The sequence below is a fragment of the Chryseobacterium sp. 3008163 genome (assembly GCF_003669035.1).
Classification (GTDB): Bacteria; Bacteroidota; Bacteroidia; order Flavobacteriales; family Weeksellaceae; genus Chryseobacterium.
Map to the genome: position 1 here is coordinate 3,049,644 of NZ_CP033070.1, position 13,313 is coordinate 3,062,956.

Genomic DNA, 13,313 nt, shown 5'->3' on the forward strand with positions numbered 1-13,313 from the left:
GCGAAAGTAGCTCAGTTGGTAGAGCGTCAGCCTTCCAAGCTGAATGTCGCGAGTTCGACCCTCGTCTTTCGCTCAATTTCACACCGCATTTGGCGTGATTTTTTTTAACTGCTGATGCAGCACAGAGTAGAATTTCTCTGATAGCTTTCAGTTTTTATTAAATTGCCTCCATAGCTCAGTTGGCTAGAGCAGCTGATTTGTAATCAGCAGGTCGTGGGTTCGAGTCCCTCTGGAGGCTCAATTTAATATAAAATATCTGGGGAGATTCCAGAGTGGCTAAATGGGACTGACTGTAACTCAGTTGCTTCGGCTTCGCAGGTTCGAATCCTGCTCTCCCCACATTTTATATTAGAAAAAAACTTGCAGATTTAAAGGGTTTATCCTAAGTTTGTACAGCGTTTACCAATAATTTTGGAAACAAAATTGCGGAAGTAGCTCAGTTGGTAGAGCGTCAGCCTTCCAAGCTGAATGTCGCGAGTTCGACCCTCGTCTTCCGCTCAAAAAAATCACTCTTTTACAGCGTGATTTTTTTCTTTTAATGCCGACTTAGCTCAGCGGTAGAGTGCTTCCTTGGTAAGGAAGAGGTCACGGGTTCAAGTCCCGTAGTTGGCTCAATTCGGAAAGCCTTTCCTACATTGGCTTTCCGAAGTTTTTAAAATACTTCAATAAAAAAATTGCGTTCGGCGATTTTCATTTCTATAAAATCATAAAGCAAATTCAAATCTTTATTCCTAAAATTTGATTAAAAAATATAGTCATACGTAACAGTTAATTTAAATACAGTTTAAATAAAGTCGAATTTTTATTCTAATTTTCTAATCAAACTTTAAAATATCTACTATGAAAAAAATATTTATACTTTTTAGTTTATTAACTTACTCAGTATTCTTTTCTCAAGAAATTGAGGGACTCGGAATTTTTAAACTTGCGAAATTTAAAGAAAATCAAATTGATTCTATTGCCGTGAACAATAAAATTGCAATAGAAGATTGCGATAGTTATAGTTGTGAATTGTCCGCTGGATATAAATTCAATATTAAGAAACTAAAGCCTAATAAATCGGAAGCATATAAAAGCCCTTCTGGTGCCTCATATTCGGAGAATATTTCTGCATACTCAATTAATAACTACAAACTGAATGGAAAATATGATAATAAAAGAATTGCACTCTCATTTTATAAAAATATTTTGTACAAAATAGACATTACTTCACCTGATAGTAAACTTATTGATGATTTAGAATTGAAATTTGGTAAAGGAGAACTTAAAAAAGAGAAAGTTCTGATAAATGCAGAATTGGGGGTGAGTCATTTGATTTGGGATCATCAATATATACTAAAACTTGGACTAATAATTTAAAAAATTTAAGCATGACGTATATGTTGATAGACGGTCACTCAAGCGATTGTGAAGCACGAGTTATTTCTACCCTATACCTTATTGATAATAATATTTATAAAACTGCTGATAATGAAAGTTCAGAAGCAAAAGAGAAATTCAAATCATCTTTAGATGTAATTAGAAGAGAGGAATTAAAAGATTAATAAATTGTATATCTTCAAACCAATAAACATTAGGGCTTTTAAACCATTTTTAAGAACATTTTTTTTTAATTTTAAAAATATATTTTGGAGATTAAAAAAAACGTATTATATTTGCACCACCAAAAACAACGATACAATCGGAGTTAATGGAGAGATGGCAGAGTGGTCGATTGCGATAGTCTTGAAAACTATTGACTGTAACAGGTCCGGGGGTTCGAATCCCTCTCTCTCCGCAAATCGGGAAACCAATCAATGAAAACCTTAGATAGAAATATCTGAGGTTTTTTGTTTTTAATCTGATTTTGACAAACTTTAAAAGTTTAATATTATTTTAATTAATCATAATTGAAAAACTAAAAACATTCAAATCAATAGCTCTAAACTAAGTCTTTCTTTTAACATTTTACTTATTTAAAAGTTTTCTCTAATCTTTCAATTCTCAAGCTCATTATTTTTTTCGTTAAATTCGTAGTAAATATATCCTTGATGAATATTCTTCTTTTGGAAGACGATCTCATTCTCTCTGCAGAATTGAGTAAGTTTTTAGAGTCAAACCGTTTTACCACCGACAGAATTTATGACGGAGAAACCTTTCTTCGCCAGATAAAAAGCAATTCGTATGATCTGTATCTTTTAGACATCAATGTTCCAAAGATCAACGGATTAGATGTTTGTCAAACCATTAGGTCTTTTGACAAAAACACACCTATTATTATCATTTCTGCTTACGGCGATCTTTCAGATAAAAAAGATGCGTTTACAAGATTAGCTGACGATTATTTGGTGAAACCATTTCAGTTTGAAGAATTACTATTGAGAATAAATTCTTTACTAAGAAGAAAAGTACCGTCTGATACTGTAGACCAGGACATCATCAGAGTAGATGATTTAATTATTAATAAAACCGAACAAAAAGTATTCAGAGCCGGGAACGAAATCGCTTTGACCTTAAAAGAATTTCAATTATTAACTTATCTGGCAGAAGCGCAAGGGAGAACGGTTTCAAAACAGCAGATTACAGAAAACGTTTGGGAACATAATTTCAATACCAACACTAATACGGTTGAAGTTTACATCAATTTTTTAAGGAAAAAGTTAGATAAAGATTATAAAGTTAAGTTGATTCACACGCGTTCCGGTTTCGGATATTATTTAAATCCTTTATAGATGTCTTTAAAAAGGAAAATTGCGCTCACACTCAGCATTTCATTTTCATTACTTTTTGGTATTGTTCTTATCATTATTTATGTTTCTTTTAATGATTTCAGGAAAGAAGAGTTTAAAGAAAGATTCGTCCGTCGTTTAGATTTTACGACCAACTTTATTTCTAAATCTAAAAATTTTGTAGAGGAAGCTCCTATTTTCTTCAATGAAAATTCTGATAATGTCTTGTTGAATGAAACGATTTTGATTTTTAATGCTAAAAAGGAACTCATCTATAGTACCATAAAAGACAGAAAAGTAACCTGGGACAAGAATTTACTGCAGGAAGTTGATCAAAAAAAAGCAGTGCATCAAGAAAATACTTATCCTGAAGTCTACGCAGCTTTAAAAAACATCAACGGAGAAAATTATTACATTCTCACCAGCGCATTTGATGCCAACGGACAATCCAAATTGGACTATCTTAAGTATCTTTTGATTACTGCTTTCATCACCTGCGCCCTTCTGATTGGGTTTTTCAGCTATTATTTTATGGGTAAATTTCTTCAGCCGCTGGAAGATTTGAACAAAGAAATTTCTGAAGTGACCGCACACAAACTCACCACGCAGATTCCTGTTGAACAGTCCGATGACGAAATCAGTATTCTTGCGCAGTCTTTTAATACGATGATTGTTCGCCTGAATGATGTTTTCCAGTCACAGAAAGATTTTACCGCAAGTGCATCCCACGAAATTCGAACACCGATTACCAGAATGGCTTTCCAATTGGAAAATTTAATTAAACTCGAACAGCATTCGCCCGAAACACTTTCCGCTTTAAAACAAATGTTGAAAGATGTCTATCAGCTTTCAGATTTGACGAACTCTCTTCTGCTTCTCACAAAATTCGACAAAGAAAATATTCAGACGATTTACGAGGAAGTACGGATTGATGAGGTAATATTTGAATCTTTCGAGCGTGTTCAAAAAAGCTTCCCCAACCTCACTATGGATTTTCTGATTTCGGAAACCACTTCTGATCAAGCGTTTCTGACCATAAAAGGAGTTCAGTCGCTGCTTAATATTGTTTTTATCAATTTGTTTAAAAATGCTGCCGTTTATTCAGACGATTCCGAGGCTAAAGTTTTAATCACAGAAACAGAATCTCAACTCATCGTAGATGTCGTTTCAGCAGGAAATACCATTTCAATGGAAGAGCAACCCAAATTATTTGACGCCTTCATGCGTGGAAATAATTCTCAAAATATTACAGGCTCCGGCCTCGGACTCCGCATTGCCAAAAGAATCCTGGAATACCACAATGCGAAAATCAAGTACAATTCACCTGCTGAACATACTAATAAGTTTAGTGTTACTTTTAATAAATAATATTTTTAACGATTAAGATTTAAGAGTGCCAAGATACTTGCCCAGAAATAAATTGTATTACTTGGCTAAGTGAAACGGCTTTGTTTATCTTAAAAATTTTAATATAGAATTTAAAAAAGAGCTTTGTCTCACGTTGCGTTTAAAATATTTTTCTAAACATTCTTTTGCAAGTAGTTTTTGGTTGGCGAAGAGAAAATTTCTTTCTGTGAAATATTTTAAGCATTCAGCTTTAAATAAAATCTATTTGATTTTCTTAAAGAATCTTAACCCTTTAATTCCTTTAATGGTTCAAAAAAACTTAGCGAATTCGCACCCAAAACCAAATTTAATTTTTTTTAAGTCTCCTTTAAGGTCGTTTTAATCGAGCAACCGCACTTTTGTCATCAAAATTGAGAGAATGAACAAAATTGCAGGACTGTTCGTTGTTATATCTTCGATAATGACAGCGCAACAGCAAATGTCGCTTTTGGATTGCGAAAATGCCTTTCAGCAAAACAATCTTCAGCTTCTTGCCGAACAGTACAACATCAACATGGCTGATGCGGATATCTTGCAGGCTAAAATCTGGGAACTTCCACAGATGAGTGGTTACATCAACGCCTATAATCCTGAAGACAGAAAATTTTTAGATGCAGGTAAAGCGAAAGGTTTTGAAGTGACACAGCTGATTTACATGGGCGGAAAGAAGAAAAACGAAGTTGCTTTTGCAAAATCCAATAAAGATTTGGCACAGCTTCAGTTTACTCAGCTTCTTGTTGAATTGAGAACACAACTTCATACCAATTACTACAATCTTTATTATGAAAAACTGAAGCTTGAGAACACCAATAAGCAATTGGGATATATGAATGACCTATTGAAAGCTTATAAAGTACAATCTGCTAAAGGAAATGTTTCTCTGAAAGATGAAGTGAGATTACAAAGTATTGTAATTCAGCTGAATAATGATAAGCTGAGAATCAATAAAGACATTTTGGAATTTGAGCAAAACTTAAAACTTCTTACGGGAATTACCGAAAATATAGAGCCTCAAATTTCAGATGACGAAGCAAAACAAATTCTTGCTGCACAACCTTTCGGAGACGAATCTGATTTAAAAAGGAAAGCCATTGAAAACAACGCAGATTATTTATTTAATTTAAAACTGATTGATAATTCTAAACTTTATGCTCAATGGCAAAAATCTCTCAATGTTCCAGATCTGAATGTGGGTGCTGAATACGATCAAGCTTCAGGAACTTTTAATAATGAAATCAATTTAAAAATTGGAATTCCCATACCGCTTTGGAAAGTGAATAAAGGAAATGTGCAGAAAGCCAATTTTGCTATTCAGCAGAATCAGAGAAATGCAGAATTTCAAAAACTAAATCTGGAGACTAAAGTGCAGTCGGCTTTTCAAATGTGGAAAAATCAATACGAACAGTTGCTTGAAATAAAATCTACCGACCTCGATAATTTAGACCTGGTCTACAACGGAATTCTCAAAAACTTCAGAAACGGAAACGTCAATCTCATCGATTTTACAGATTTTATGGAAAGTTACCGTCAGACTTCGCTTCAGATCTATGATATGAAAAATGAATTGATACAATCCGCAGAACAACTCAATCAATTGGTACAAACGAAAATCTTTTATTAAAAATGAAAAAATTAATAATCCCTTTAATTATTGCACTTTTTTTAACGTCTTGTTCGAAAAAAGAAACACCGAAAAAAGCCGCACTTAAAGGTTTTGAACTGAGCAATACGATGCTCGAATCGATCACCACTGCAAAAGCTGAATTCAAAAACATAGAAGACGCCTACAATTTTTACGGAAAAATATCTGCAGACAGGAACTCTTACATCGACGTTTATCCTTTGGTTGGCGGAAATGTGATGAGTGTAAATGTTGAATTGGGAGATTATGTAAAGAAAGGTCAGGTTCTCGCAACCATAAGAAGTACGGAATTGGCAGATGTTCAGAAAGATGTGAGTGATGCTAAAACCGATTTATTGGTTGCTCAAAACAATTTACGTGTTGCCAAAGAAATGTATGAAGGAAAACTAAATACCGAAAGAGATGTTTTAGAAGCTAAAAGTCAGGTGCAGAAAGCACAGGATCAGATGCAGAGATCTTCCGCAGTAAGTACAGTTTATAATGTGAAAAAAGGAAATATATACAGCGTTCTTGCTCCGATCAACGGATATATTGTGCATAAAGATATCAATAAAGATATGCAGCTGAGAAGTGACCGAAGCGAAAATATTTTCGATGTGGCCAATACAAATAACGTCTGGGCAATCATGAATGTCAACGAATCTGATATTGATAAAATCAGTTTAGGAATGACTGCGCAGGTTTCCACATTATCATATCCGGATAAAGTTTTTGACGGGAAGATTGATAAAATATTTAAAATTATCGACCCGCAAACCAATGCGATGCAGGCAAGAGTGGTTTTGGATAATGCCAACGGATTATTAATTCCTGAAAGTAAAGCAACCATCAAAGTTTCAAAATCTGAAAATGCTTCAGCGCTTACCGTTCCGTCAAAAGCAGTAATTTTTGATGATGACAGAAGTTTTGTTGTTGTTTTTAAATCAAGAACCGATGTGAAAGTCAAAGAAATTAAAGTTCAGAAACAGCTTGGCGACGTGACGTACCTTTCAGCAGGTCTTACCGAAGGAGAAAATGTAATCACCAATAACCAACTACTGATTTACCGTTCGCTGAAAAACTAATTTATTTAAACATTAAGTTTTGATTAAGCTGTGAAGTTTAAATACGTTGTAGAATTCTTATGAAATTTGCCTGCGAATTCCTTAATAACCCTTAACTCCTTAATAGTCCTTAATGGTTCAAATCTATTCAACGATTTTCTTAGTTAAAGTTTTTCAAAATTAAACATTTAGTTATTAGTCTAATATCTAAAGCTAACATCTAATTTCTATTATGAATAAATTCATTAAAAATATCATTTCGTTTTCACTCAAAAATAAAGCCTTCACCTTTATTTGGGTAACGGTTTTAGCGGTTGCGGGTTTTATCAGTTTCAAAAATATGCCGATTGAAGCTTTCCCCGATGTCACCAACACCCAAATTGTGATTATCACCCAGTGGAATGGCCGAAGTGCCGAAGAAGTGGAACGATTTGTTACGACACCTATTGAACTGGCGATGAGTCCAGTTCAGAAAAAAACAAGCGTTAGAAGTACAACGATGTTCGGACTTTCTATTGTTAAAATTCTTTTTGATGATGGAGTAGACGATATGTTTGCCAGAAATCAGGTCAACAATCAGCTTCGAAATGTGAGTCTGCCTGATGAGGTTGACCCGGAAGTGCAGCCTCCATACGGACCGACCGGAGAAATTTTCAGATATACTTTGGAAAGTAAAACTAAAGATTCAAGAGAATTGCTGACTTTGCAAAACTGGGTCATCGACCGTGCGCTGAGAGGTGTTCCCGGAGTTGCTGATATCAATGTCTTCGGTGGTCAGGATAAAGTGTTTGAGCTGAGCATTGACCCAAGAGCTTTAGATAAATACAATCTGACACCTTCTCAGATTTTGAAGCTGTTACAAAAAGCAATCTGAATGTCGGCGGAGATGTGATCGAGAAAAACGGACAAGCCTACGTTGTTCGTGGAATTGGTTTGGTACAATCGAATGAAGATATTGGAAACATCACGATTCAAAACGAAAGCGGAAATCCGGTTTTGGTAAAAAATGTAGCGGAAGTTCACGAGAGTTCACTGCCAAGGGTAGGGCAGGCTGGTCTGAATAAGCAGGATGATACCGTAGAAGGAATCGTGGTGATGCGGAAAGGCGAAAATCCACGAGAGGTTTTGGTGGGTGTAAAAGCTAAAATTAATGAGCTGAACGAAAAGATTCTTCCGAAAGATGTGAAAATGGTCACTTTTTACGACCGAGATAATCTGATGGATTTCACTACAGAAACTGTAATGCATAATTTACTGGAAGGAATTATTCTGGTGACAGTTATCGTTTTAATTTTCATGGCAGACTGGCGTACAACTTTGATTGTTTCCATCATCATTCCATTATCCTTACTGTTTGCCTTTTTATGTTTAAAAATGGCAGGGATGAGTGCCAACTTACTTTCACTTGGAGCAGTCGATTTCGGAATCATCATTGACGGAGCCGTCGTCATGGTCGAAGGAATCTTTGTCATGCTCGACCATAAAGCCAAGAAATACGGTCCTGAGAAATTTAACAAAATGGCAAAAGCCGGGTGGATTAAACAGACCGGGACAGGTTTAGGAAAAGCAATTTTCTTTTCAAAATTAATTATCATTACTTCGTTAATTCCAATTTTCTCATTCCAGAAAGTGGAAGGAAAAATGTTCTCACCATTAGCGTTCACACTTGGTTTTGCATTGATCGGAGCATTGATTTTCACGCTGACGCTGGTTCCAGTTCTTACGCATCTACTTTTAAATAAGAATGTGAGGGAAAAGAACAATCCGTTTGTGAATTTCTGGGACAGAATTGTGTTGAAAGGTTTCAGTTTTACATTTAAACATAAAAAACTCAGTTTAATTGTTGCGTTGTCCTTCATGGCAGTGACCTTATTTTCAGGAAAATTTTTAGGAACAGAATTCTTACCTCAGTTAAATGAAGGTTCGCTGTGGATCACTGCAGAAATGCCGATGAGTTCATCTTTAAAAGAATCGTTGAAGACTGCAGAGATTTTGAAGAAAGACATTATGAGTGTTCCGGAAGTGACCGATGTTCTGGCACAAACCGGACGAAGTAATGACGGAACAGATCCCAACGGTTTCGGATTTGTGCAGTTTGCCGTGAATCTTCAGCCAAAAGATGAGTGGAAACGAAAAATCAATTATGAAGAACTCGTAGAAGAAATTGATAAAAAACTGAGAAATTATCAGGGAATTACGTTCAATTATTCTCAGCCGATCTCAGATAACGTGGCAGAAGCGGTGGCGGGTTTTAAAGCTGAAAATGGAATTAAAATTTACGGTGACAATTTACAGACGCTAGACAGATTGGCGGATGAGGTTTTAAAATCAATTAAAGATGTAGGAGGTGTAAAAGATGCCGGAATCATTAAAAATATTGGGCAACCGGAAGTTAGTGTGGTGCTCGACAGAGATAAAATGGCGGCTTACGGCGTGATGCCGGATGATGCACAATCGGTTTTGGAAATGGCATTTGGTGGAAAAACGGCTTCTGAAATGTTTGACGGAGAAAGAAAATTCCCAATAAGGTTGAGGTATTCTGAAGAGTACAGAAAAGACGAAAAAGATATTGCTTCACTGATGGTTCCTACGCAGGACGGTGCAAAAATCCCTTTAAAAGAAATCAGTACAATTGTAAAAGATAACGGTGCAGCGTTTATTTATCGTGATGATATTAAAAGATATATCGGAATTAAATTCTCGATTCGTGACCGTGATTTAGGTGGAACAATTGGCGATGCACAGAAAGAAGTGGCAAAAATTAAAATTCCTGACGGATATTCTGTAGGCTGGACAGGTCAGTTTGAAAACCAGCAAAGAGCTACAAAAAGACTGACAGAGGTCGTTCCTGTAAGTATTCTGGGGATTTTCTTCCTCTTATTCATCCTTTTCGGAAATATGAAAGATTCATTATTGGTGTTGGCGAACGTACCTTTTGCTTTAATTGGCGGAATTATCGCACTGCATGTAACGAATATGAATTTCGGTATTTCTGCCGGAGTAGGAATGATTGCCCTTCTCGGAATCTGTATTCAAAACGGAGTCATTCTCATCACAGAATTTCATCAAAATGTAAAAGAAGGGTTGAAAATAGATGACGCCATCTTTAGCGGTGTAAAATCCAGAACGCGACCAGTAATTATGACAGCATTAATGGCATCGATTGGGCTTTTACCAGCGGCACTTTCTACAGGTATTGGCTCAGAATCGCAAAAACCGTTAGCGATTGTAATCATCGGCGGATTAATTACGGCAACATTTTTAACCTTATTAATCTTCCCGATTATCTTTTGGATATTTAATAAAACCAAGAAAACAGAAGTTTTATAGCTTAAAGGCTATTCATTAAAATTAAAAAATCATTCTTTCATTTATCTTTATAAAGTTGAAGCCCGGAATAGAATAATCTATCTCGGGCTTCTTTATATGAAATCAAGTCTGTTTTTAGAATCCTAAACCTACCGTAAATCCTCTTACAGGATTAGGATAAGTGCCTAATGAAGAAGCTGCTCCGGTTGTAGTGTTTACTGTATATAATTTTGTTTCTGTACCAACAGTAGCTAATAAATATGCTTTCTGGCTTGTGCTTCCGATATCGAAACCGTTGGCTGCTGCTATGTTAATTCCTAAGGCTCCTCTTTCTACCAAAGTACCTGCATTTGGTGGATTTTGAAGATATAATTTATCAGTATTATGGTCGATTACAAAAAGCTCAGTAGCAGTTGTTCCGGCAAAATTATTGGTATAAGCTGCTGCACCTACAGCTGGAGTTCCTGGGCTAAGTACGGTGTCTGTACCAGTAATTGCACCTGTGACAGGATCTAATCTTAAATTTTGTCCTGTATTGCTTACTACTCTTATTTTATCAACTAAAGGATTAAAATCAAAACCAAACTCAGTTCCGGATAATAATGTAGGAAGTTGAGCTCCTACAACAGTTGCTGCACCAGTACCTAAATTAATCGTATAAATTCTACTTGAGTTTCCTAAGGCGTACAATTGCCCGTTTAAAGGTCTGAAATCAATCCCAAGAATTCCTTCTCCGGTTTGTAATCCAGTGATTGGCTTAGTAACTGGTTCAGGTTTATTAGGGTCAAAAATTTGTAATGCATTTGAGTTATCAATTGCATAAGCAACAGCGTTTGTAGGGATAGCAATATCAATAATTTTTTGAGGTAAAGTACCGATACTTGAAGCTTTTCCTGTAGTAAGGTTTACGCTGTACAAAGCATTTTGACCTCCACTTGTAACTGCCATTAATGCATTTGTATTATCCGGGCTGATGTCAAATGCTGCCTGACCTGAGAATGTAAAGCCTAAACTTCCTACTTCTACCAAAGTTCCATTGTTAGGTGGATCTTGTTTAAATAATTTTCCTGAAGTTAAATCAAGATCATATAAAGTAGTTGTTGCAGCACCAGATTTACTGTTGGTATATGCAATACCCGCAATTGCTGCGGTCGTTGCAATGCTTGTATCAGTAGCTGCAGTAACTCCATTTTCAGGATTGATACGAAGATTTTGTCCTGTGTTTGATACCAATCTGATACGGTCAACAGTAGGATTGAAGTCAATAGAAACAATAGTTCCCGAAACAGCAGGACTAAATGCTGTAGTACTTACCACTCTGCTTGTTGCAGTAGCTGTATTAATGATATACAATTTACTGTTATTGGATACTGCATAAAGTTCTCCGGTAGCAGGTCTGAAATCGATACTTAATAATTTTTCTCCCGTTGCAAGTCCTGTAATAGGCTTGGTGGAAGTTATTACGTTACTGTTTTTAGCATTAAAAGCTAAAAGGTCGTTGTTGGCACTCAAACCGTAGACCATAACGTCTGGTGCAACGGAAGGTGTTTCTGGTGTACTCATGTCATCGTCGTCATCGCAAGAGATGATCGTGACAAATGCAAATGTAGCCAGACAAATGTTGAATAGTTTTTTCATAAAATTTATTTTAATTGATAGTTTCGTCTAAATATACGAGAGAAAAATAAACTTGGATTTGTAAAGTGTTTTTTTTAATTCATTTTTTTGTTATAAATTTGCAATTCCAATTTAGGGAAATGGATGTTTGCATTTTTTTTGGTTTGAGTACTATTTTTTTTTAACAAAAAGATTTTAGTATTTAAAAAATCATTATATTTGCACACTGAAAATTTGAATAAACAATAAAATAAATAATTTAATATCATGGCAAAGGAAACGTTTAATCGTAACAAACCACACTTGAACATTGGTACTATTGGTCACGTTGACCATGGTAAAACTACACTTACTGCAGCTATTTCTGCTGTATTGGCTAGCAAAGGTCTTGCTGAGAAAAAAGATTTCTCTGCTATTGACTCTGCTCCAGAAGAAAAAGAAAGAGGTATTACTATCAATACTGCTCACATCGAATACGAAACTGAAAAAAGACATTACGCTCACGTTGACTGTCCAGGTCACGCGGATTACGTAAAGAACATGGTAACTGGTGCTGCTCAGATGGATGGTGCTATCGTTGTATGTGCTGCTACAGACGGACCAATGCCTCAAACTAGAGAGCATATCCTTCTATGTCGTCAGGTAAACGTACCTAGAATCGTTGTTTTCATGAACAAAGTTGACATGGTAGATGATGCTGAGTTATTAGAGCTTGTTGAAATGGAATTGAGAGACTTATTGTCTACTTACGATTTCGACGGAGATAACTCTCCAGTAATTCAAGGTTCTGCACTTGGTGCTCTTACTGCTGCTACTGCAGAAGGAGGTGCTAAGACTGATGATCAATGGTTTAAATCTGTTGAGCAATTAATGGATGCTGTTGACGAATGGATCGAGCAACCACCAAGAGATACTGATAAGCCATTCTTGATGCCAATCGAAGACGTATTCTCTATTACAGGTAGAGGTACTGTTGCAACTGGTAGAATCGAAGCTGGTATTATCAACACAGGAGATCCTGTAGATATCATTGGTATGGGTGAAGAGAAATTAACTTCTACTATTACAGGAGTTGAGATGTTCAGAAAGATCCTAGATAGAGGTGAAGCTGGAGATAACGTAGGTCTATTGTTGAGAGGTATTGAAAAAACTGACATCAAGAGAGGTATGGTTATCGCTAAGAAAGATTCTGTGAAGCCTCACAAGAAATTCAAAGCTTCAGTTTATATCCTTTCTAAAGAAGAAGGTGGACGTCACACTCCATTCCACAACAAATATCGTCCTCAGTTCTACGTAAGAACTACTGACGTTACAGGTGAAATCTTCTTACCAGAAGGTGTAGAAATGGTAATGCCTGGTGATAACTTAGAGATCACTGTAGAATTGTTACAGCCAATCGCTCTTAACGTAGGTCTTAGATTTGCAATCAGAGAAGGAGGTAGAACAGTTGGTTCAGGTCAGGTTACTGAAATCTTAGACTAATCATCTTAATATAATTAAAGTTCCGTAAGGAAACTTACGGAACTTTTAATCTACGGGCATCGTCCAATGGTAGGATACCGGTCTCCAACACCGTTGATCAGGGTTCGAATCCTTGTGCCCGTGCAA

At 36.0% G+C, this 13,313-nt stretch carries 8 protein-coding genes, 7 tRNA genes and 1 pseudogene; 15 read left to right on the top strand and 1 reads right to left on the bottom strand.

Annotated elements, in window-relative coordinates:
- The 13 genes and pseudogenes from EAG08_RS13930 (at nucleotide 1) to EAG08_RS13985 (ending at nucleotide 10,109) form a co-directional block, all read left to right on the top strand.
- A tRNA-Gly gene (locus tag EAG08_RS13930) sits at nucleotides 1-73 on the top strand.
- Between the two features lie 91 nt (nucleotides 74-164).
- A tRNA-Thr gene (locus EAG08_RS13935) sits at nucleotides 165-238 on the top strand.
- Between the two features lie 20 nt (nucleotides 239-258).
- Nucleotides 259-339, top strand: a tRNA-Tyr gene (locus EAG08_RS13940).
- A gap of 86 nt (nucleotides 340-425) precedes the next feature.
- Nucleotides 426-498, top strand: a tRNA-Gly gene (locus EAG08_RS13945).
- 42 nt (nucleotides 499-540) lie between these two features.
- A tRNA-Thr gene (locus EAG08_RS13950) sits at nucleotides 541-612 on the top strand.
- Nucleotides 613-840: 228 nt separating this feature from the next.
- Complete coding sequence (locus EAG08_RS13955; protein ID WP_129535965.1) at nucleotides 841-1,359, top strand: hypothetical protein; 519 nt, start codon at nucleotides 841-843, stop codon at nucleotides 1,357-1,359.
- Nucleotides 1,360-1,370: 11 nt separating this feature from the next.
- Nucleotides 1,371-1,544, top strand: a complete 174-nt coding sequence (locus EAG08_RS21400; RefSeq protein WP_164998577.1) for a hypothetical protein — start codon at nucleotides 1,371-1,373, stop codon at nucleotides 1,542-1,544.
- A gap of 148 nt (nucleotides 1,545-1,692) precedes the next feature.
- Nucleotides 1,693-1,777, top strand: a tRNA-Ser gene (locus EAG08_RS13960).
- Nucleotides 1,778-2,030: 253 nt separating this feature from the next.
- On the top strand, nucleotides 2,031-2,711 hold the full coding sequence (locus EAG08_RS13965; RefSeq protein WP_129535966.1) for a response regulator transcription factor: 681 nt from the start codon (nucleotides 2,031-2,033) through the stop codon (nucleotides 2,709-2,711).
- Entirely contained in the window at nucleotides 2,712-4,076 is a 1,365-nt protein-coding gene (locus EAG08_RS13970) for an ATP-binding protein (RefSeq protein ID WP_129535967.1), read from the top strand.
- 397 nt (nucleotides 4,077-4,473) lie between these two features.
- Nucleotides 4,474-5,715 (top strand): TolC family protein, encoded by a 1,242-nt coding sequence (locus tag EAG08_RS13975; protein WP_129535968.1) that lies wholly within the window; start codon nucleotides 4,474-4,476, stop codon nucleotides 5,713-5,715.
- Nucleotides 5,716-5,717: 2 nt separating this feature from the next.
- Nucleotides 5,718-6,800, top strand: a complete 1,083-nt coding sequence (locus EAG08_RS13980) for an efflux RND transporter periplasmic adaptor subunit (RefSeq protein ID WP_129535969.1) — start codon at nucleotides 5,718-5,720, stop codon at nucleotides 6,798-6,800.
- A 211-nt stretch (nucleotides 6,801-7,011) separates the two neighbouring features.
- Nucleotides 7,012-10,109 (top strand): annotated as a pseudogene (locus EAG08_RS13985) (efflux RND transporter permease subunit).
- A 114-nt stretch (nucleotides 10,110-10,223) separates the two neighbouring features.
- On the opposite strand, the gene EAG08_RS13990 reads toward EAG08_RS13985, so the two are convergent.
- Nucleotides 10,224-11,726, bottom strand: coding sequence for a DUF4394 domain-containing protein (locus EAG08_RS13990; RefSeq protein ID WP_129535970.1), 1,503 nt, complete (start codon nucleotides 11,724-11,726; stop codon nucleotides 10,224-10,226).
- 246 nt (nucleotides 11,727-11,972) lie between these two features.
- On the opposite strand from EAG08_RS13990, the gene tuf reads away from it, so the two are divergent.
- Complete coding sequence (gene tuf, locus EAG08_RS13995; RefSeq protein ID WP_129535971.1) at nucleotides 11,973-13,187, top strand: elongation factor Tu; 1,215 nt, start codon at nucleotides 11,973-11,975, stop codon at nucleotides 13,185-13,187.
- Nucleotides 13,188-13,239: 52 nt separating this feature from the next.
- Nucleotides 13,240-13,310 (top strand) — tRNA-Trp (locus EAG08_RS14000).
- The last annotated feature ends 3 nt before the right edge of the window (nucleotides 13,311-13,313 follow it).

Bases quoted from the DNA above. Each gene is read 5' to 3' on its own strand.
- EAG08_RS13965 (WP_129535966.1), top strand. From the start codon at position 2,031: ATGAATATTCTTCTTTTGGAAGACGATCTCATTCTCTCTGCAGAATTG.
- tuf (WP_129535971.1), top strand. From the start codon at position 11,973: ATGGCAAAGGAAACGTTTAATCGTAACAAACCACACTTGAACATTGGT.
- EAG08_RS13980 (WP_129535969.1), top strand. From the start codon at position 5,718: ATGAAAAAATTAATAATCCCTTTAATTATTGCACTTTTTTTAACGTCT.
- EAG08_RS13975 (WP_129535968.1), top strand. From the start codon at position 4,474: ATGAACAAAATTGCAGGACTGTTCGTTGTTATATCTTCGATAATGACA.
- EAG08_RS13955 (WP_129535965.1), top strand. From the start codon at position 841: ATGAAAAAAATATTTATACTTTTTAGTTTATTAACTTACTCAGTATTC.
- EAG08_RS21400 (WP_164998577.1), top strand. From the start codon at position 1,371: ATGACGTATATGTTGATAGACGGTCACTCAAGCGATTGTGAAGCACGA.
- EAG08_RS13990 (WP_129535970.1), bottom strand. From the start codon at position 11,726: ATGAAAAAACTATTCAACATTTGTCTGGCTACATTTGCATTTGTCACG.
- EAG08_RS13970 (WP_129535967.1), top strand. From the start codon at position 2,712: ATGTCTTTAAAAAGGAAAATTGCGCTCACACTCAGCATTTCATTTTCA.